The organism is Acinetobacter lactucae, assembly GCF_013122135.1.
GTDB lineage: Bacteria > Pseudomonadota > Gammaproteobacteria > Pseudomonadales > Moraxellaceae > Acinetobacter > Acinetobacter lactucae.
Genome location: NZ_CP053391.1, coordinates 900,439 through 919,530, shown reverse-complemented (window position 1 = coordinate 919,530; position 19,092 = coordinate 900,439). Strand labels below are relative to the sequence as shown.

Below are 19,092 nucleotides of genomic sequence, written 5' to 3'. Positions count from 1 at the left end.
ATAAAAAAAGGAAGCTTACGCTTCCTTTTTTTATTTAATTTCTTCTTACTCTTCTGACACTTCGTCATTCGTAGAAACTGCATCTTCACCATCTACATCTGAAGTATCAACTTCTCCTTCGAGAAATTCTTCTTCATCTTCGACAGCTTCAATAGAAACAACACCTACTAAAGTTTCTTCTTCACTTAAACGAATTAGACGTACACCTTGTGCATTACGACCAGTCATTGCAACTTCTGCTGCGCGAGTACGAACTAATGTACCGCCGTCAGAAATGAGTAACAACTCTTTGGTTTCATCAATAGAAACTGCACCAACAAGCTCACCGTTACGTTCGCTTGTCTTAATCGCAATGACACCCTTACCACCACGTTTCTTGGTTGGGAAGTCATTTACAGGAGTACGCTTACCATAACCGTTGGCACTTGCACACAGTACTTCACCTGTCTCAGGTACAACTACAAGCGATACGATGCGACTTACTAAATTTGAATCTGCTGAATCGTCATTGTCATCTGATTCATCATTTTCAACTTCCGCATCTTCTTCGCTTAAGATACTGCTTGCAAAGCTTACACGCATACCACGAACACCTTTCGCGGTACGACCCATTGCACGCACATCGGTTTCAGCAAAACGGATTGCCTTACCTTCGTTCGAGAACAACATGATTTGCTGATTACCATCAGTAATCGCAACACCAATTAAGGTATCTTCTTCATTGAGTTCAATTGCGCGTAAACCATTTGAACGGATGTTAGCAAATTGCTCTAAATCAACACGTTTAACCGTACCTGAAGCTGTCGCCATAAATACGTAATGGTTTTCCGGGAACTCAGTTAACGGCAAGATAGCTGTTACTGTTTCATTCGCATCTAAAGGTAACAAGTTCACAATTGGACGGCCTTTGGCACCACGTGATGCTTGAGGCACTTCAAACACGCGAAGACGATATACTTTACCTACATTGGTAAAGCACAGCACAGTCGCATGGTTTGAAGCTACAATGAGATGTTGAATAAAGTCATCATCTTTCATTGAAGTTGCAGACTTACCACGTCCACCACGGCGCTGAGCCTGATAATCTGAAAGTGGTTGAGTTTTTGCATAACCTGTTTGTGAAACTGTTAATACAACTTGCTCTTCAGGAATTAAATCTTCACGGCTAAAATCAATACGTGATTCAATAATTTCAGTGCGACGTCCATCACCATACTGTTGTAGTACCAGTGCTAATTCTTCGCGAATTACAGCCATCAATAAATTGAAATCATTCAAAATCGCAGTAAGTTCAGCGATTTGACCTAAAATTTCAGTATATTCTGCATGTAATTTGTCTTGTTCAAGACCAGTTAAGCGATGTAAGCGTAATTCTAAAATTGCACCTACTTGCGTTGGCGATAAACGGTAAATCGACTCAGTTAAACCAAATGGACGATCTGGGTTTTCACCTTCAATTTCATCTGGACGAACAGAAATTGCGCCAGCTTTTTCAAGCAATGAAACGACACCACCACCTGCCCACTCACCAGCAAGCAAACGCTCACGCGCTTCAGCAGGGTTAGCAGAAGTTTTGATGGTTTCAATAATTTCATCGATATTGGCTAAAGCAACTGTTAAGCCTTCTAAGATATGACCACGTTCACGTGCTTTACGCAATTCGAACATAGTACGGCGTGTCACAACTTCTTGGCGGTGACGGATAAATGCCGCAATAATATCTTTCAGATTCATCAATTTAGGTTGTCCATTGTCTAGACAAACCATGTTGATGCTGAATGAGTTTTCAAGCTGAGTATTTAAGAATAAGTTATTTACAACGACTTCAGCGTTTTCACCGCGTTTCAAGTCAATTGCAATACGCATACCTTCTTTGTCAGATTCATCACGAAGTTCTGAAATACCTTCAAGTTTTTTCTCTTTCACTAACTCAGCAATACGTTCAATAACTCTTGCTTTGTTGACTTGATATGGAATTTCAGTAAAGACGATGGTTGTACGACCTGTCTTTTCATCTTCTTCGAAATGGTACTTACCACGAATGTGTAAGCGGCCTTTACCTGTACGGTACGCATCAACAATGCCTGATTTACCGTAAATAATACCGCCTGTAGGGAAGTCAGGACCCGTAATGTATTCCATCAATCCTTCAATAGAGATATTCGGATTGTCAGCATAGGCTAAGCACGCATTGACAACTTCTGTCATATTATGCGGTGCCATATTGGTTGCCATACCAACAGCAATACCAGCAGCACCATTAATTAACAAGTTAGGAACACGTGTCGGAAGCACTTCAGGAATACGCTCAGATCCGTCGTAGTTATCTTCCCAATCAACCGTGTCTTTTTCTAGATCTGCAAGAAGCTCATGTGCAAGCTTAGTCATACGGACTTCGGTATAACGCATCGCAGCTGCGCTATCACCATCAATCGAACCGAAGTTACCCTGACCATCTACCAATAAATAACGTAAGCTAAAGTCCTGAGCCATACGTACTATGGTTTCATAAACAGCTGAGTCACCATGAGGGTGATATTTACCGATTACGTCCCCAACAACACGTGCAGATTTCTTGTAGGCTTTGTTATAGTCATTGCCCAATTCGTGCATGGCATAAAGCACACGACGGTGAACAGGTTTAAGACCGTCTCTCACATCCGGCAATGCACGAGATACGATTACACTCATCGCGTAATCTAAATATGAATGCTTGAGTTCGTCCTCAATGGCAATCGGTCGGATTTCCGATACGCTCATGCATACTCCTTCTTACAGATAGAAATTTCTATCTGCTTATATGTCTTGATCTTGCAAAAAATTTAGTTCCGAAAACTGAACTAAAATCGAAAAAAATATAGCTGTATACTATAGCATAAAAGCACTTTGTAATGTGCGGAATCTACATCGCTAATCTGGCGATATTTGTATAATTTAATTGCATATTATTCTTATCATATCGCTATAACGAGCATCTTCTCATCTTGGTAAAACTATGTGATTTTTATTCTATAAAAATCAAACCTCAAATGAGCTAAAAGTCTCACTTATACATTTAAGGACACTACTCACAATAAAAAAACCCCTAGTAAAAACTAAGGGTTTTTTAGCTTTAATCGATAAAGATTAAAGTTTAGATACCAATTCAGGTACTACAGTGTTCAAATCACCAACTAACCAGTAGTCAGCAACACTGTTGATTGGCGCTTCTTCGTCTTTGTTGATTGCAACAATAACTTTAGAATCTTTCATACCAGCTAAATGCTGGATCGCACCAGAAATACCTACAGCAACATAAAGGTCAGGTGCAACGATCTTACCAGTTTGACCAACTTGGAAGTCGTTTGGTACAAAGCCCGCATCAACTGCCGCACGTGAAGCACCTTGTGCTGCACCAAGCTTGTCAGCTAATGGATCAAGTACTTTATGGTAGTTCTCACCAGAACCTACACCACGACCACCAGAAACTACGATGCGAGCCGCAGTTAATTCTGGACGGTCAAGCTTCACGATTTCTTCAGATACGAAGTTAGAAATACCTGCATCTTTCGCTTCACTTACTGCTTCAACAGCAGCTGAACCACCTTCCGCAGCAACTGGATCAAATGCTGTACCACGAACAGTACCAACAATGATTGCTTCGTCAGATTGAACCGTTGCAATCGCGTTACCAGCGTAGATAGGACGCTTGAATGTGTTTGCAGATTCAACAGAAATAATATCTGTGATCATGCTTACATCAAGAAGAGCAGCAACACGTGGAAGAATGTTCTTACCAGTTGTTGTAGAAGCAGCTAATACGTATTTGTAACCTTTAGCCAAGTCAGCAACTAAGCCAGCTACGTTTTCAGCTAATTGGTTTGCATAAGCGGCGTTGTCAGCAAGTAAAACTTTGCTTACACCAGCAACTTTAGCAGCAGCATCAGCAACTGCTTGAGCACCAGAACCAGCAACTAATACAGTAATATCACCACCGATTTTTTGTGCTGCAGCAACAACGTTTAAAGTAGCACCGTTAAGTACTTGGTTGTTGTGGTCAGCGATAACTAAAATACTCATGATTTTATCCTTCCGTATTAGATCACTTTCGCTTCATTTTTCAATTTTTCAACAAGCTCATCTACAGATTTCACTTGTACGCCAGCTTTACGTTCTGCAGGAGCTTCAACTTTAACAGTTTTAAGCTTAGTACCAGCTGTAACGCCATAATCAGCAGGAGATTTGGTATCAAGTGGCTTCTTACGAGCTTTCATGATGTTAGGCAATGCTGCATAACGTGGCTCATTCAAACGCAAGTCAGTTGTAATGATTGCTGGAAGTGCCAGTTCAACAGTTTGTAAACCACCGTCAACTTCACGAGTTACTTGTACTTTGCCGCCATCAACTTTCACTTCAGAAGCGAATGTACCTTGGCCCGCACCTAATAATGCACCAAGCATTTGGCCTACTTGGTTAGAGTCATCATCAATTGCTTGTTTACCAAGAAGGATAAGTTCTGGTTTTTCAGCGTCAACAACACCTTTTAAAATTTTAGCAACTTCTAAAGCGCCAATTTCATCAGTAGTTTCAACTAAAATACCGCGGTCTGCGCCTAGAGCCATTGCAGAACGGATTTGTTCTTGAGCTTCTTTAGGACCTACAGAAACAACAACGATTTCTGATACTGTTCCTTTTTCTTTTAAGCGAACCGCTTCTTCCACTGCGATTTCACAAAATGGGTTAATTGACATTTTTACGTTGGTAAGGTCAACCCCACTATTGTCCGGCTTAACACGAACTTTAACGTTGGCATCAACCACGCGTTTTACAGCAACAAGAGCCTTCATGTAATCCTCGGCTGTTCTAGCAAAAGTAAATGTTGAGAAAAGTATATTAACTCTTCAATTAAAATTTTTTAGGTACCCTATCTTGCAATGTGTTTGGCATTTCGGTCAAGTCACAATTTTCTGGAACAGCACAAAAAAAATGAAATCATCAGTTCATAAAAAAATTTTAGCCTACTATTACAAGCTATTTTATTCTTTTTAAACTCTATTTTATACATTGATTTTTATTATCTTTTTATCTTATTTAGCATATAAGCTAGAAACATAAGATTATGTTTAAAAACCTTAAATTCAAGGTTTTTTAGACTCAGTCGTCAACAAAATATGCAAAGATCAAAATGGTCAATTAGGCAGTTTTAGCTATTTCTCTTAAACAAAATTGTAAAAAAAGACAAATGATCTCTACATTCCTCTAAAACTTCTCAATTTAATTATCTTTTTATTCAGTCTATTTTTTAACTTTTAGTTTTTATGTGCCCTTGGATGAGCTTGATCATAAACTTGCGCCAAATGATCGAAATCAATATGGGTGTAAATTTGTGTTGTAGATAAATTACTATGTCCTAACATTTCTTGTACCGAACGCAAATCGCCGCTACTTGATAACATATGGCTAGCAAAACAATGTCTGAGTAAATGCGGATGTAAATCGACATTTACACCAGCCCGTTGAGCTTGAAGCTTTACTCTTTTTTCGATTTGCCTTGGAGTGAGTGCTCCCCCTCGTAAAGAAATAAAGACAGAATCGTTTTGTTCGAAATGTCCTTTCCAAATTTTATAAACTTTCAGCCAATTCAATAGGCTTTCTTTCGCTTTTTTCCCGAACGGTACAATACGGGTCTTATTTCCTTTACCTGTAATACGTACCAGTTGACGATTAAAATCTACATCTTTAACTGTTAAACCCTGCAATTCAGCCAGACGTAAACCACTTGAGTAAAGTAACTCGAGCATGGCTTTATCTCTTAACCATAATTGCTGATCAACGGGTTTTTCAGGCATAGGTTGATCTAAAATCTGATTAACTGTTTCTATGTCGATCATACCTGGCAAAGGTCTAGGCTGACGTTTTAATTTAAAATCGTCAGTCGGATTAATTTCTAAATATTTACCTTGTTCCGCCCATTTCATGAACTGACGAATTGAGGTGAGATGACGTTGCATACTACTTGAACTTAACTGATCCTGCTCAACACGCTGGGCCAAATATTCTCTTAAATCTGAAGCTTCAATATTTCTTAAATCTAGTTGTTTGTGCTCGCAGAACTCAAGAAAGCTTTTCACATCTCTTTCATAAGCAGTAATCGTGTGCTCAGATTGATTCTGTATTTTTCTTTCTTTTAACCACATTGAGAGCAGCTGTAATGCAAAATCCAAAATGCTCTCCATTTATTTGCTCATTTTTTTGAGTGTACCAAAAACTATGTGATCATGAAAATTTGATATCGCACAACCTAATGATGAACTAATTTATATATTACAATTCACCTCAAGTATTTGTCGGACCTTGCTGCCATGACCACCATACTCATTCCTTACTTAATTACGATTACATTACTTACGCTTACCCCTGGTCTAGATACGACTTTAATTATTCGTACAGCAACACTTGAAGGTAAATCGAAAGCGTTTCAAGCAGCAATAGGCATTTGTCTTGGCTGTATTGTATGGGGAATTGTAGTTGCTTGTGGTCTGGGTGCTTTACTCATGGCATCTGATTTAGCTTTTAATATTCTGAAATGGATGGGAGCAGCATATCTCGCGTGGCTGGGTTTAAATATGATTTTAAAACCGCGTAGTCAACTTGCAGACACACAAGAAAGTCATTCAAATCGTTCTACTTCAGAGAATTGGTTCATTAAAGGTTTTTTGGGTAACTTACTTAACCCGAAAGTTGGGATCTTTTATATTTCATTTCTTCCACAATTTATTCCGCCGCAAGCATCGGCTGTGACTTGGGTGATGGGACTGGTAATGATTCATGTGGTAATTGGAATGTTATGGTCAACTTTATTAATTTTAGCCATGCAGCCACTGTCACGTTATCTTAAGCAACCCAAATTTGTGAAATATATGGATCGGATTACTGGCAGTATTTTTGTGTTGTTTGCTTTGAAATTAGCTTTGAGTAAAAGATAATTAAATCAAATATTATTGTACATATAAAAGAAAGCCTCTTTTATCACTTTAGCTGATGAAAAGAGGCTTCTATTTAGGTAATGCGATTAACCTTGGAAATAACGTAAATCCAAACGCCCATCATATACATGAGTTGTTGGACCAGTCATCCAAACCACATCGCCTTCTTGCCATTCGATTTGTAACTTACCACCAGCAAGCTCAACTTCAACTGAGTTCGCAAGTAAGCCACGGCGCATACCACTTACCGCAGCAGCACAAGCACCTGTACCACATGCAAGCGTTTCACCGACACCACGTTCAAATACACGTAAGCGAACATGTTTTTCATCAATTACTTGCATAAAGCCAGCATTAACACGTTCAGGGAAACGTTTATGTGACTCGACTTGTGGACCAATGCCAGCAACATCTGCAGTTAATACGTCTGGAACAATAGTGACAGCATGAGGATTACCCATATTGACCACATCAATACTGATGTTTTGGTCGTTGGCTAACTCAAGTGTATATAAAGCTTCTGGTTGTTCAGCAATGAATGGAATTTCATTCGGCAAAAATTTCGGGTAGCCCATATTCACGCGAACCCAACCATTTTGCCCCAGTTCAGGTTTAACAATCCCTGCTTTGGTTTGAACAGTAATACTAGTTTTCGTTGTTAAATGACGCTCATGTACAAAGCGAGCAAAACAGCGTACACCGTTACCACATTGTTCAACTTCAGAACCATCAGCATTAAAAATACGGTATTTAAAATCCGCTTCCGGTAAATCTGGTGGTTCAACAATTAAAAGCTGATCGAATCCGATGCCAAAATGACGATCGGCTAAGCGTTGAATTGTTTCTGTATCTAAATAGGCACGTTGGCTGATTAGATCAACCACCATAAAGTCATTGCCTAGGCCATGCATTTTAGTAAATTCTAATAACATTTCATTTACTCCTCAGGCAATAAACTTTCTTTTTCCCAAAGGGATTCAACTGTTTCACGCTCACGAATCAAATGGGCTTTGTCGCCAGACACCATCACTTCTGCGGCACGTCCACGTGTGTTGTAATTTGAACTCATTACAAAACCATAAGCGCCAGCACCGAGAACAGCTAACAAGTCATTTTCTTTTAAAGCCAATGAGCGATCTTTACCAATGAAGTCACCTGTTTCACAGATTGCTCCAACGAGATCCCAAGTTTTTTCTTCAGTATCTGAACTTGGCACCACAGGTTGGATATCCATCCAAGCTTCATATAAAGCAGGGCGAATTAAATCATTCATTGCTGCATCAATAATGGCAAAGTTACGGTGGCTTGTTGGCTTGAGCAAATCAACTTTTGTTAAAAGCACACCTGCATTTGCACTAATGCTACGACCCGGTTCCATATAAACCTTGAGACCTAACTTTTCTAAAGCAGGTTTCATTGAGTTAGCATATTCTTCAACACTTGGCGGTGTTTCATCTTTATAACAAACACCCAAACCACCACCGATATCAATGTGTTTAAGAGTAATACCAAGTTTTTTTAGTTCTTCGATCATCAACATGACACGATCTAAAGCGTCAACAAACGGTTTAGTCTCGGTCAATTGCGAGCCAATGTGGCAGTCAATACCAATGATTTCAAGATTTGGTAAAGATGCAGCATATTGATAGGTTTCATAAACGGTATCACTAGGAATACCAAATTTATTTTCTTTTAAACCTGTTGAAATATAAGGATGAGTTTTTGCATCTACGTCAGGATTTACGCGTAAAGAAATTGGCGCTTTTTTACCTAGACGAGCTGCAACTTTTTGAAGACGGTCTAATTCTGCATAAGACTCTACATTAAAGCAAGCAATGCCTACATTTAACGATGTTTCAATATCGGCTTCGGTTTTACCTAAACCAGAAAAAACAACTTTAGAGGCATCTCCACCCGCTTTCAAAACACGTGCAAGCTCACCACCCGATACGATATCAAAACCAGCACCAAGTTTTGCCAAGACATTCAGAACAGCTAAATTCGAGTTAGATTTCACCGCAAAACAGATTTGATGATCAATAAAATCAAAAGCACGGTCCATATCTAAGTAATGTTTTTCAAAAGCTGCTTTTGAATAAACATACAAAGGTGTGCCAAATTGCTGTGCAAGCTGCTCCATAGAACATTGCTCTGCATGCAATACTCCATTAATGCGGGTGAAACTCATGAATGTGTCCTTATTTCAAAGCTTAAGGTGAAGTTGTTTGGGTTGGGGCTGATGATTCAACTGGCTGTTCAGCCTGCTCATCCTGTTGCACAACTTGTTTCTGTTCTTTATTACGATAGAGCAAGTATTTCGCACGTTTGTCATAATTCGGATCAGAAGGTAGCTGTAATGCTCCTGACTGACCACAAGCGCTAAGCAAAATACTGCTGCTCAATAAACTGATGAGGCAAATGACACGACGCATCTGAGCACCTGATTTAAACAATTCGATGCAGTATACCGTGATCATGCAAGCGGCTAAAGAGTAAACTTAAAGAGAAAAACAATATGCATAAAAAACGCCGGCTTTTCAGCCAGCGTTTGATCATAACTAAATAAATTTAATTATTTTTTATGACGTGGTTTATAGAAGAAGAAATAACCAATGATCAAGATAACAAACCAAATCGGGCTGACTTTAAGTGCTTTGAACGTATCTGGTTCTAAAGACAGCACATAAATCATACCAATAAAGAAAATAATCGTGATCCAACACGTAAATAGACCGCCTGGCAATTTAAATGTTGATTTTGCATGTAGCTCAGGACGCGTAGTGTAATAACGGATATAGCTCCAGATAATGAGTAACCACACGCAAATGAACAGAATCGTTGAAAGCGTCGTTGCAAGTGTAAATGCCTCAACAGTATTTGGAACAAAATACTGTAATGCCGCACCTAACAATAAACACGCAGCAGAGAAATACAATGCATTTGCAGGTACTGCACGTCTGTTCAATTTACCAAATGCTTTTGGCCCCTGATCTTCACGAGATAAACCAAATAACATACGGCTTGTTGAGAAGACACCACTGTTCATTGATGACATCACTGATGACAACACCACCAAGTTCATCAAAATTGCTGCTGCTGCCACACCTGCTTGACTGAACAAGTTTACAAATGGACTGATCGCTGGATCAATTTTATTCCATGGTGTTACTGACATCACAATCAACAATGCCAATACGTAGAAAATAATGATACGGATTGGAATTGAGTTAATCGCTTTTGGTAAGTTACGCGCCGGATCTTTCGTTTCGGCAGCTGTTGTTCCCACAAGTTCTACACCCACGAAGGCAAAGATTGCGATTTGGAAGCCTGCCAAGAAGCCATGCACGCCTGTTGGGAAGAAACCACCATTTGCCCAAAGATGAGTAAAGGAAGCAACTTCACCTGTGCTTGAGGTAAAGCCAGTAAAGATCATCCATAGACCCACAGCGATTAAAATAATAATCGCAAGAATCTTAATGAGCGCAAACCAGAACTCTAATTCACCAAACAAACGAACGGTTAATAGGTTTAAACCCATAATAAATACAATCGCAGCAACACTGATCATTGCCCCTTCGACAGGCGAGAAAGGTAGACCATTATTGAAGAACTGTAGGTAGTAGATAATTGCAGAAAGGTCAGCGATACCAATCGTGATCCAACATAACCAGTATGTCCACCCTACAAAATAACCTGCCCATGGACCGATTAAATCTGTTGTGAAGTCAATAAATGATTTATAGGCAAGATTTGAAAGAAGTAGTTCGCCAAGCGCACGCATGACAAAAAACACCATCACACCAATAATCAGATAAATGAACAAGATCGATGGACCAGCAAGACTAATTGTTTTGCCTGATCCCATAAATAATCCGGTACCAATTGCACCACCAATCGCGATCAGCTGTAAATGCCGATTGGAGAGGCTTCGATGGAGCTCACCTTGTTCATGAGGCTCGCTCAGATTTTGATTCGACATTTTATAAATACACTCCAGTAATTTTTTTAATCCGTTAGCTAAATTCAAATCAAAAAGACGATATCGCACCATTTGCAGGTATCTTTTAAATGTATATTTTTTGACAACTTTTCAGCTAACCAATTTGTCTGTATTGCTGATGATTCCAAGCTACATACAATTCAATCCGATAATACGCACAAGCCCATTCCAATACAACGGACTCTCAAGTCAACTTTTGTCGCACTTGTTTAACTCAAGCCGATATAAAAAGGCTACCAATGAGGTAGCCTTTTTGATTAAAAAATCAGAAAGTAAATTCATCATCTGAAAATTTACTTTTGTTTATTCTTCAATTTTTCTTCCCAGAATGTCGCATTTTTGATGCCTAATTTAACAGGGTCAAATGTGTACTCTTTTACTCCAGCTTTTTGCTGCGCTTCATAATCTTTTAGTGCTTTAATTGTTGGCTTCCATACAAAATAAGTCACAATAATTCCGACAATATTAATCCATGCCATTAAACCTACACCAATATCACCAATACCCCATATATAACCAGTTGCACTCAGTACTCCATAAGATACCGATAAAATAATAAAGCACTTCGTCACAAATAATAATGATGGAGATTTTGTAATATAGCTTAGATAAGTAATGTTAGTTTCAGCAATATAGTAATACGCAACAATCGTTGTAAACGCGAAGAAGAACACAGCCAACGCCACAAAGATTTGACCAAAATTACCAAACATTGTGCTCACTGCCATCTGTGTAAATGCAGGAGAGCCTATTTCTACAGTTGCTCCAACATGTTGCACGATAAATTGACCAGCTTCTAATGTACCTTGTACATTATACATGCCGGTAATTAAAATCATGAATGCTGTTGCAGAGCAGACGAATAAAGTATCAACATAAATTGAGAATGCTTGTACAAAACCTTGTTGAGCTGGATGTTGAACTTCTGCTGCCGCTGCTGCGTGTGGCCCTGTTCCTTGCCCTGCCTCATTTGAATAAACACCACGTTTCACTCCCCAACCGATCGCAGCACCAAGACCCGCCATCGGAGAAAAAGCATCTTCAAAAATTAATTTGATTACACCAGGTAGTTCGTCAATATTCGCAATAACGATAACAACAGCCATTAGAATATAACCAGCTGCCATAAAAGGAACAACGAATTCAGCAAAGCGTGCAATCCGTTTAATTCCACCAAAAATAATGATGGCGAGTAAACTAACAATCACCACAAGTGCTACAAGTTTGAATAAACCAATATCACCGAAAATAATTGCCCCTTCACCTGTAATTTGGGTAAATGCTTTACCTACCGCATTTGCTTGAATACCCGGTAAAAATAAACCACAGGCCACAATTGCCGAAATTGCAAATAAAACCCCTAACCAACGTTGTCCCAGTCCTCTATCAAAATAAAATGCTGGACCACCACGATATTGGCCTTGATATTCAACTTTATAGATTTGACCTAAAGTTGATTCTACATATGCCGTGCTTGCTCCTAAAAATGCAACTAACCACATCCAAAAGACTGCACCTGGCCCACCAAAGCCAATTGCTGCCGCCACACCCGCAATATTACCTACACCCACTCGCCCCGATAATGAAACAGCTAAGGCTTGAAAAGATGAAATCCCCTGTTCTGAAGAAGTACCTTTTATTAACAGTCTAAACATTTCCTTCATTTGACGTACTTGAACGAATCTTGTCAAAATAGAAAAAAATAAACCCGCGCCTAAGCACAGGTAAATAAGTCCTTTACTCCAGATTATGCTATTTATCCAATCAACAATTTCTGCTGCACTCATAGATATCAACCTTTTGTATTTTTAAAATACAATACTCATATTATTTTGTTCGTTTTCACTTCAGCAATATCCATGCCATATCTATAATAAACAGCTAGATACATACTGCAGTAAAAACACCGTCCTTGGGGAATAGATTAGATTTTTTATATCCACTGAAAACAAACTTTATCTGACTTGTAAAAATCCAATATCGTGTTATTTTTGGTGTCTTTCCCTTATTAGTTCCTTAGAAGATCCCTTCACATTTCCTCATTATCTTTATGAAAATTTCAGGAAACAAGAATGAAGAACTTCCTAAGAACTATATTTATATAATATCGAGCAAAATTTCAATTTTTTATGAGCAAAGTCAAAACTGTTTACCGTTGCGAGCAATGTGGTGCCGATCATCTTAAATGGGCTGGTCAATGCTCAGAGTGTGGTGAATGGAATTCACTGACTGAAGTTAAACTTGAGCCGACCACTGCTCACCGTGCACGCCCTAAAATTGGGGGCTATGCGGGTCAAGTTGCTAATATTACAACGCTCAATAAAGTTTCAGTTTCTCATGAAACCCGCTTACCTACAGGCATTAGCGAATTTGACCGTGTGCTTGGCGGTGGTTTGGTGACAGGTTCTGTTGTACTGATTGGGGGTGACCCTGGTATTGGTAAATCGACCATTCTTTTGCAAACCGCAACGCACATGGCAAGCGCAAAAAGCTCAGCACTTTATATTACAGGTGAAGAATCTTTATCTCAGGTTGCGCTTCGTGCACAACGCCTTGACTTACCTACTGATCAATTAAAAGTCATGGCTGAAACCTGTGTAGAACGTATTTGTGAAGTTTTAGAGCAAGAAAAACCTGTAGTTGCTATTCTAGATTCGATTCAAACACTTTATACAGAAACTCTCCAATCTGCTCCGGGTGGTGTTTCACAAATTCGTGAATCTGCTGCTTTATTAACCCGCTATGCAAAAAATAGTGGCACAGCGCTATTCATTGTTGGTCACGTGACCAAAGAAGGTGCGCTGGCAGGTCCTCGTGTTTTAGAGCATATGGTGGACTGCGTACTTTACTTTGAAGGTCAATCAGACTCTCGCTATCGCATGATTCGTGCTGTTAAAAACCGCTTTGGTGCAGTCAATGAACTTGGTGTATTTGGCATGACTGATAAAGGCTTACGTGAAGTAGCCAACCCTTCTGCCATTTTCTTAAGCCGTTATGATGAGGCAATTCCCGGTTCAATTGTCATGATTAGTCGTGAAGGAACTCGCCCTCTTTTGGTCGAAGTACAAGCTTTAGTTGATGATGCTCAAGGACAACCACGACGTGTTGCACTTGGACTTGAACAAAACCGTTTAAATATGCTGCTCGCTGTAATGCATCGTCATGGCGGTGTGCAAACCACAGGGCAAGACGTTTATGTCAACATTGTAGGCGGTTTAAAAATTACTGAAACGGGTTCAGACTTAGCGGTTTTACTCGCATGTGCGTCAAGTTTACGTACTAAAGCCTTGCCCCAGCAACTGGCTGTCTTTGGTGAAGTTGGACTTTCAGGTGAAATTCGCCCTGTTCCTAACGGTCAAGAACGCTTAAAAGAAGCAGCAAAACATGGCTTTAAATATGTCATTTTACCAAGAGGTAACGCGCCGCAAAAAGCAATTCCGGGCGTACAAGTCATTGCGGTTGCGCGCTTGCATGAAGCCCTGACAGAAGCAATGCAACTCAGTGATGAATTGACATAAAAAAACATACTTTTAAGGTTGAAATTTAGAGTAAATACCTGCATAAATACTATTACAAATTAACACTAAACAGGAATTTCCTATGGAAGTACACCAGCGTGGCTTGATTACCGGTATTTTAATGGCTGCTTTAGCAATTTCTCCTCTTGCTGAAGCAAAACGTGCAGGTGGTGGTAAAAGCCACGGCATGGCACGTTCTACTACTTCAAGCCAGTCTTATCAACAACCTCGTCAAGTGACTCCAGTTCAACAAACCACTACAGCGCCTCAGAAATCTGGTCCAGGCGTTGGTTCAATGGTTGCAGCTGGTGTGGCTGGTGCTGCCGTAGGTGCTGTTGCAGCAAATGCTTTAGCTGATGACAAACCAACATCAACTGAACAGCAAGCCGCTCAAGCTCAAGAAGAGAAAAAAGGTGGAATCCCAGGTTGGATTTGGGTATTGCTTGCCGCAGCTCTCGCTTTCTTTGTATTCCGTAAATTGGGATCAAAAAAAAAATTAGCGGGTAACAACCCTTACGCACCAAATAGTAACGGTCAAAACCCATTTGGCCGTTCTGCTGCTCCACAAGCAACTCCACGTAATGCTGGAGATAATACAAATATCTTTGGTCAATCTGTGGCTGGCGGTGCAGCAACACAAGCTCCTTTTGGCGGTGTAACAACGAGCAATGGCAATCAACTTCCAGATGGTAGTGAACCTGCTGCGTTCTTACGTATTGCACGTCAACGTTTTAATCACATCCAATCGATGAATACTGCAAGTAACATTGAAGAAATTCGCCGTTATTTAACACCAGAACTTTATAGTTCTATGTATAACGACATCATGGAAAACCAAGATCAAGACGTTGCTGAATTTAGTAACTTGAATGCGATGGTTGTAGATAGTGCGACTGAAAATGGTCAATACGTAGTAAGCGTACGTTTCACTGGTACAGTAAGTGAAGACTTAAACAGCTTGCCGCAACCATTTACTGAAATCTGGCACTTTGTTAAGCCTGCTGGTTCTCAGCAAGACTGGGTTGTTGCAGGTATTCAACAAGCTTAAGCTAAATAAATCCTAAATAAAAAAGCCACACTATTGTGGCTTTTTTATTTGTCAGCGTTTAAGCAATTTCTGCTGGAAAGGTCACTACTTTTTCAATTTTGACCTGATCCATTGCAACCATAAGTAAACGGTCTACACCTAAAGCAATTCCTGAGCATTCTGGCATATGAGGCAACGCTGCTAAAAGATGCTCATCTAAAGGCATAACGTGAAGCCCCTGTTTCGCCCGTTCTGCGTTGTCTGCTTCAAAGCGTGAACGTAACACGTCTGCATCAAGCAATTCATCGTATGCATTTGCCAACTCTAAGCCTTCAATATAAACCTCAAAACGTGCTGCAACCTCTTCCCCGTCTTCATCTACTTTCACTTTTGCCAAAGAGGCCATTTCTGGTGGAAAGTCAGTTAAAAAGACAGGTGCATCAAAACCTAAACTTGGTTCAACAAAATGAGAAAACAACAAATCCATGTAAGCTAGACGATCATCGCCCAAATCAAGGTTTAAGCCCACACGATTTGCTGTGTCTTTAAGTTGCTTCAAAGTGGCTTGCAACGGGTTGATATCAAGGCGATCTTGAAAGGCATGTTTATAACTTAAAATAAACGGACGAACTTCACCGAAACGATGCTGCAAACAAGTTTGCAATAAATCAGCGGTTTCATGCATTAACGCTTTTAAGTCTAGACCGGGTCGATACCATTCAAGCATGGTAAATTCACTATTGTGTTTACGCCCGTGTTCATCGTCTCGGAAAACCTTACAGATTTGATAAATTGGTCCACTACCGCTCGCCAATAAACGCTTCATGGCAAACTCTGGTGAAGTCTGTAAATATTGAGTTTGCAATTTGCCGTTAATATGACGCAAAGCCTGAACCGAAGCTAGATGTACATCGGTGACACCTGCTTGTGAAACGATGGGTGTTTCGACTTCCATAACATCACGTTCAGCAAAAAACTGACGAATTTGGGTATAGAGCTTGGCACGTGCTTTTAAGGCATCAATTGAACAAGTAGGTTGATAACTTAAACTCATGCCTGTGGTCCCCCATGTGCTGCCCATTCACGGCGCAGCGGATAATTCTTACGTAATAAATCAAATGCTTTTTGCTCTACTTTGCCGTCTTTAATACAGGCACGAATGTTGGCATCATCTTGAGCAATATCATAAATTTGAGATAGTTTTTGCTTTAACACCGCTTTTAAATCACGTCCTGAAAAATAATCTTCACATGCAGGTAACTGAGTTTCAAAACGCTTATTAATGTCGTATCCAAATTTTTGGCAAAACGCTTCATAAATCATTTGAGTACCGCGGGCTTTTCCTTCTAGGCTATAACCTGCAATATGCGGTGTTGCTAAAGCCAACATGTCTATAAGCTCTTCTGATATGACTGGCTCATGTTCAAATACATCAAGCACCACTTTACGCTGGGTACGTTGAATATCCTCCATTAAAGTGGCTTCTTTAACGACTGGACCACGTGCACTATTAATTAAAATCGTGTTCGGTTGAAGGGCTGCAAAAGCTTTTTCATCAAACAGATGATATGTGGCATGTTCACCATTTTTAGTAAGCGGCACATGAATTGAAATTGCATTCGCTTGTTGCAACAAAGTTTCAAAGTTTACATTTTCAATTGAATCTAACTTCACATACGGGTCAAAGCCAATTACGTTCCAGCCAAGCAACTGGCCCATATATGCCAAACGCTTACCGACATTTCCAAGACCAACAATGCCTAGCGTAAATTTTTCTTGTTCTTCTAAAAGGCTCTCATCTAAATGAAGTAAAGCAGTAATGACATATTCAGCCACAGCCTGTGCATTACAACCTGCGGCATTCGCCCACGTAATACCTTGTTTTTCTAAAGCCGCGATATCTAAATGATCCGTGCCGATTGTGGCACTGCCCACATATTTTAAGGCGGTATTTTCAATTAAACTTTCATTCACTGCGGTGACTGAACGAACCAATAAAGCTTCAGCATCTTTTACATCGGCATGGGTTAAAGTACGCCCTGCTTTGTGTTGAATATCGCCAAACTCAGAAAAAAAGTAATCGGTAAACGCCAAATTTTCATCTGCGACGATTTTCATTGTCTGCAACCCATAGCTTATAAAAACGTTATTATCCTTTGAGTTGCAGCAAAGCACAATGTTAAGGGCGTTAAATTAGTAGACGGTTTCAAGACTCAGTTCAGTTACAAACCACCGCCAAAATAAAAGTAAGCCATGACCGCGATTGTGAGCCAAATTAAAATAATGAGTACGGCAACCAAATAGTTTTTGGGTCGTTTTTCATGGTCATCCAGCCATTCTTCAGCTTGTTGTTCAGCATCGAAAATGACTTGTTGAGGCGTAAAACGAATAGCTAACCAAATGAGCATTGGTAAAATAATGGCATCATCAATAAAGCCCAAAATAGGAATAAAATCTGGAATTAAATCGATTGGACTAAATGCATAAGCCACAGCCACCACAGCAATAATTTTAGGTAACCACGGCATTTGCGGATGCCTTGATGCAAACCAAAGCATAATAATTTGTTTCTTTAGACCTTTTGCCCATTCTTTTATTGATTGTAACCAAGACATTTGGACAGACTCTGAACCTTTAGAGTTTTATAATAATCCATAAAACCTATCCTTAGCTTAAAAGCCAAATAAATGTCAGATGAGCTTTATTTTAGGTCCATCATATTGAACAATATATTTTAAATTTCTGTATATAAAACAAATCTATCTTCTCGGCAAAAACTTGCCAAAGTCAGGCCAGATTGTTTGGCTAACTGAATCGCCATGCTGGTAGGTGCTGAAATTGACGCCAGTAGACTAATGTTCAGCTGGGCACATTTTCTTATCAGTTCATAACTAGCCCGACTGGTCATCACTACAAAACCTAAACTGGTGTCATAGTTTTCTTGAGCTAGATAACCGATTAATTTGTCTAATGCATTATGGCGGCCAACATCTTCAAATAAAGTGGCAATTTGACCATCAACTACCCATGCTGCGGCATGTGCTCCACCCGTTAAAGCAGTAATCTCCTGTTGAGCTTTTAAATGGGAAATGGCACTCGGAATTTGCTCAAGCCATATTTTGGATGCATGCGTTGTAATTTTTGGAACATCTAACTGAAATTGCTCTAAACTCTCAATTCCACATAAACCACAGCCTGTGCGGCCTACCATCATGCGGCGGTGTTCTTTTAATGCAGCAAATGCTCTAGATGAAATGGTCATTTCCACCGTAATGCCCAATTCATTTTGATGCATATCAAGCGTATATAGTTCTTTTAAGCTCGTTAAAATTCCTTCGGAAAGACTAAAACCTTTGGCAAATAAATCAACATTGGTGGGTGTTGCCATCATCACTGCCTGTGAAATGCCGTTATACACCAAGGCAATTGGGTACTCTTGCACAATATGATCTAAAACATTTTCAGAGTCGTTTTTGTTAAACCGCTGCACTGGTAACGTTTCAACCCCATAAGAATGTGGTGTCAAAATGATTTCCTTTATTTCAAAATGGCGCTTATTGAGAGCGCCATTTGTTTTGATGA

The 19,092-nt window shown here is 39.7% G+C and carries 16 protein-coding genes; 3 read left to right on the top strand and 13 right to left on the bottom strand.

Going from position 1 to position 19,092, the window contains the following annotated elements; all coding sequences use genetic code 11:
* Positions 1–45: 45 nt before the first annotated feature.
* The 4 genes from gyrA to xerA all read right to left on the bottom strand — a co-directional run bounded on the left by gyrA (position 46) and on the right by xerA (position 6,176).
* Positions 46–2,760, bottom strand: coding sequence for a DNA gyrase subunit A (gyrA, locus tag HLV59_RS04290; RefSeq protein WP_125738435.1), 2,715 nt, complete (start codon positions 2,758–2,760; stop codon positions 46–48).
* 366 nt (positions 2,761–3,126) lie between these two features.
* A complete protein-coding gene (locus HLV59_RS04285) occupies positions 3,127–4,059 on the bottom strand; it encodes an electron transfer flavoprotein subunit alpha/FixB family protein (RefSeq protein WP_016146176.1) in 933 nt (310 codons plus the stop codon).
* Positions 4,060–4,076: 17 nt separating this feature from the next.
* Positions 4,077–4,826: an electron transfer flavoprotein subunit beta/FixA family protein gene (locus tag HLV59_RS04280; protein ID WP_003650176.1), complete on the bottom strand. Its 750-nt coding sequence runs from the start codon at positions 4,824–4,826 to the stop codon at positions 4,077–4,079.
* Between the two features lie 462 nt (positions 4,827–5,288).
* On the bottom strand, positions 5,289–6,176 hold the full coding sequence (gene xerA, locus HLV59_RS04275; protein WP_079748502.1) for a site-specific tyrosine recombinase/integron integrase: 888 nt from the start codon (positions 6,174–6,176) through the stop codon (positions 5,289–5,291).
* Between the two features lie 165 nt (positions 6,177–6,341).
* Here xerA and HLV59_RS04270 point away from each other — a divergent pair, with 165 nt between their 5' ends.
* On the top strand, positions 6,342–6,965 hold the full coding sequence (locus HLV59_RS04270; RefSeq protein WP_031949091.1) for a LysE family translocator: 624 nt from the start codon (positions 6,342–6,344) through the stop codon (positions 6,963–6,965).
* Between the two features lie 86 nt (positions 6,966–7,051).
* On the opposite strand, the gene dapF is transcribed toward HLV59_RS04270, so the two are convergent.
* The 5 genes from dapF to HLV59_RS04245 all read right to left on the bottom strand — a co-directional run bounded on the left by dapF (position 7,052) and on the right by HLV59_RS04245 (position 12,752).
* Positions 7,052–7,897, bottom strand: a complete 846-nt coding sequence (dapF, locus tag HLV59_RS04265; RefSeq protein WP_081172973.1) for a diaminopimelate epimerase — start codon at positions 7,895–7,897, stop codon at positions 7,052–7,054.
* A 5-nt stretch (positions 7,898–7,902) separates the two neighbouring features.
* Positions 7,903–9,153: a diaminopimelate decarboxylase gene (lysA, locus tag HLV59_RS04260; protein ID WP_151822392.1), complete on the bottom strand. Its 1,251-nt coding sequence runs from the start codon at positions 9,151–9,153 to the stop codon at positions 7,903–7,905.
* A gap of 22 nt (positions 9,154–9,175) precedes the next feature.
* Positions 9,176–9,397, bottom strand: a complete 222-nt coding sequence (gene lptM / locus HLV59_RS04255) for an LPS translocon maturation chaperone LptM (protein WP_002118887.1) — start codon at positions 9,395–9,397, stop codon at positions 9,176–9,178.
* Between the two features lie 140 nt (positions 9,398–9,537).
* Complete coding sequence (locus HLV59_RS04250) at positions 9,538–10,944, bottom strand: amino acid permease (RefSeq protein ID WP_014207418.1); 1,407 nt, start codon at positions 10,942–10,944, stop codon at positions 9,538–9,540.
* A 314-nt stretch (positions 10,945–11,258) separates the two neighbouring features.
* A complete protein-coding gene (locus HLV59_RS04245; protein WP_087087492.1) occupies positions 11,259–12,752 on the bottom strand; it encodes an alanine/glycine:cation symporter family protein in 1,494 nt (497 codons plus the stop codon).
* Positions 12,753–13,094: 342 nt separating this feature from the next.
* Here HLV59_RS04245 and radA point away from each other — a divergent pair, with 342 nt between their 5' ends.
* Both radA and HLV59_RS04235 read left to right on the top strand, forming a co-directional pair.
* Positions 13,095–14,483 (top strand): DNA repair protein RadA, encoded by a 1,389-nt coding sequence (radA, locus tag HLV59_RS04240; protein WP_005073053.1) that lies wholly within the window; start codon positions 13,095–13,097, stop codon positions 14,481–14,483.
* A gap of 82 nt (positions 14,484–14,565) precedes the next feature.
* Positions 14,566–15,531, top strand: coding sequence for a Tim44 domain-containing protein (locus HLV59_RS04235; RefSeq protein ID WP_016146185.1), 966 nt, complete (start codon positions 14,566–14,568; stop codon positions 15,529–15,531).
* A 58-nt stretch (positions 15,532–15,589) separates the two neighbouring features.
* Here the strand turns inward: HLV59_RS04235 and epmA are convergent, their stop codons facing one another.
* The 4 genes from epmA to fdhD all read right to left on the bottom strand — a co-directional run bounded on the left by epmA (position 15,590) and on the right by fdhD (position 19,036).
* Positions 15,590–16,564: an EF-P lysine aminoacylase EpmA gene (epmA, locus tag HLV59_RS04230; RefSeq protein ID WP_060464879.1), complete on the bottom strand. Its 975-nt coding sequence runs from the start codon at positions 16,562–16,564 to the stop codon at positions 15,590–15,592.
* Positions 16,561–17,628 carry a 4-phosphoerythronate dehydrogenase gene (locus HLV59_RS04225; protein WP_171429399.1) on the bottom strand — a complete coding sequence of 356 codons (1,068 nt, stop codon included), beginning with the start codon at positions 17,626–17,628 and terminating at the stop codon, positions 16,561–16,563. Before HLV59_RS04225 ends, epmA begins: the two co-directional genes overlap by 4 nt.
* 104 nt (positions 17,629–17,732) lie before the next feature.
* A complete protein-coding gene (locus HLV59_RS04220) occupies positions 17,733–18,125 on the bottom strand; it encodes a YkvA family protein (protein ID WP_031949103.1) in 393 nt (130 codons plus the stop codon).
* Between the two features lie 119 nt (positions 18,126–18,244).
* The gene (gene fdhD / locus HLV59_RS04215) at positions 18,245–19,036 is read right to left on the bottom strand and encodes a formate dehydrogenase accessory sulfurtransferase FdhD (protein ID WP_171429398.1); all 792 of its coding nucleotides are present in this window, start codon (positions 19,034–19,036) and stop codon (positions 18,245–18,247) included.
* Positions 19,037–19,092 lie beyond the last annotated feature (56 nt).

Excerpts from the sequence above, each read along its gene's own strand:
- HLV59_RS04220 (WP_031949103.1), bottom strand. The coding sequence starts at position 18,125 with ATGTCTTGGTTACAATCAATAAAAGAATGGGCAAAAGGTCTAAAGAAA.
- epmA (WP_060464879.1), bottom strand. The coding sequence starts at position 16,564 with ATGAGTTTAAGTTATCAACCTACTTGTTCAATTGATGCCTTAAAAGCA.
- HLV59_RS04245 (WP_087087492.1), bottom strand. The coding sequence starts at position 12,752 with ATGAGTGCAGCAGAAATTGTTGATTGGATAAATAGCATAATCTGGAGT.
- radA (WP_005073053.1), top strand. The coding sequence starts at position 13,095 with ATGAGCAAAGTCAAAACTGTTTACCGTTGCGAGCAATGTGGTGCCGAT.
- lptM (WP_002118887.1), bottom strand. The coding sequence starts at position 9,397 with ATGCGTCGTGTCATTTGCCTCATCAGTTTATTGAGCAGCAGTATTTTG.
- HLV59_RS04270 (WP_031949091.1), top strand. The coding sequence starts at position 6,342 with ATGACCACCATACTCATTCCTTACTTAATTACGATTACATTACTTACG.
- HLV59_RS04285 (WP_016146176.1), bottom strand. The coding sequence starts at position 4,059 with ATGAGTATTTTAGTTATCGCTGACCACAACAACCAAGTACTTAACGGT.
- HLV59_RS04235 (WP_016146185.1), top strand. The coding sequence starts at position 14,566 with ATGGAAGTACACCAGCGTGGCTTGATTACCGGTATTTTAATGGCTGCT.
- xerA (WP_079748502.1), bottom strand. The coding sequence starts at position 6,176 with ATGTGGTTAAAAGAAAGAAAAATACAGAATCAATCTGAGCACACGATT.
- HLV59_RS04280 (WP_003650176.1), bottom strand. The coding sequence starts at position 4,826 with ATGAAGGCTCTTGTTGCTGTAAAACGCGTGGTTGATGCCAACGTTAAA.
- HLV59_RS04250 (WP_014207418.1), bottom strand. The coding sequence starts at position 10,944 with ATGTCGAATCAAAATCTGAGCGAGCCTCATGAACAAGGTGAGCTCCAT.
- HLV59_RS04225 (WP_171429399.1), bottom strand. The coding sequence starts at position 17,628 with ATGAAAATCGTCGCAGATGAAAATTTGGCGTTTACCGATTACTTTTTT.
- dapF (WP_081172973.1), bottom strand. The coding sequence starts at position 7,897 with ATGTTATTAGAATTTACTAAAATGCATGGCCTAGGCAATGACTTTATG.
- lysA (WP_151822392.1), bottom strand. The coding sequence starts at position 9,153 with ATGAGTTTCACCCGCATTAATGGAGTATTGCATGCAGAGCAATGTTCT.
- gyrA (WP_125738435.1), bottom strand. The coding sequence starts at position 2,760 with ATGAGCGTATCGGAAATCCGACCGATTGCCATTGAGGACGAACTCAAG.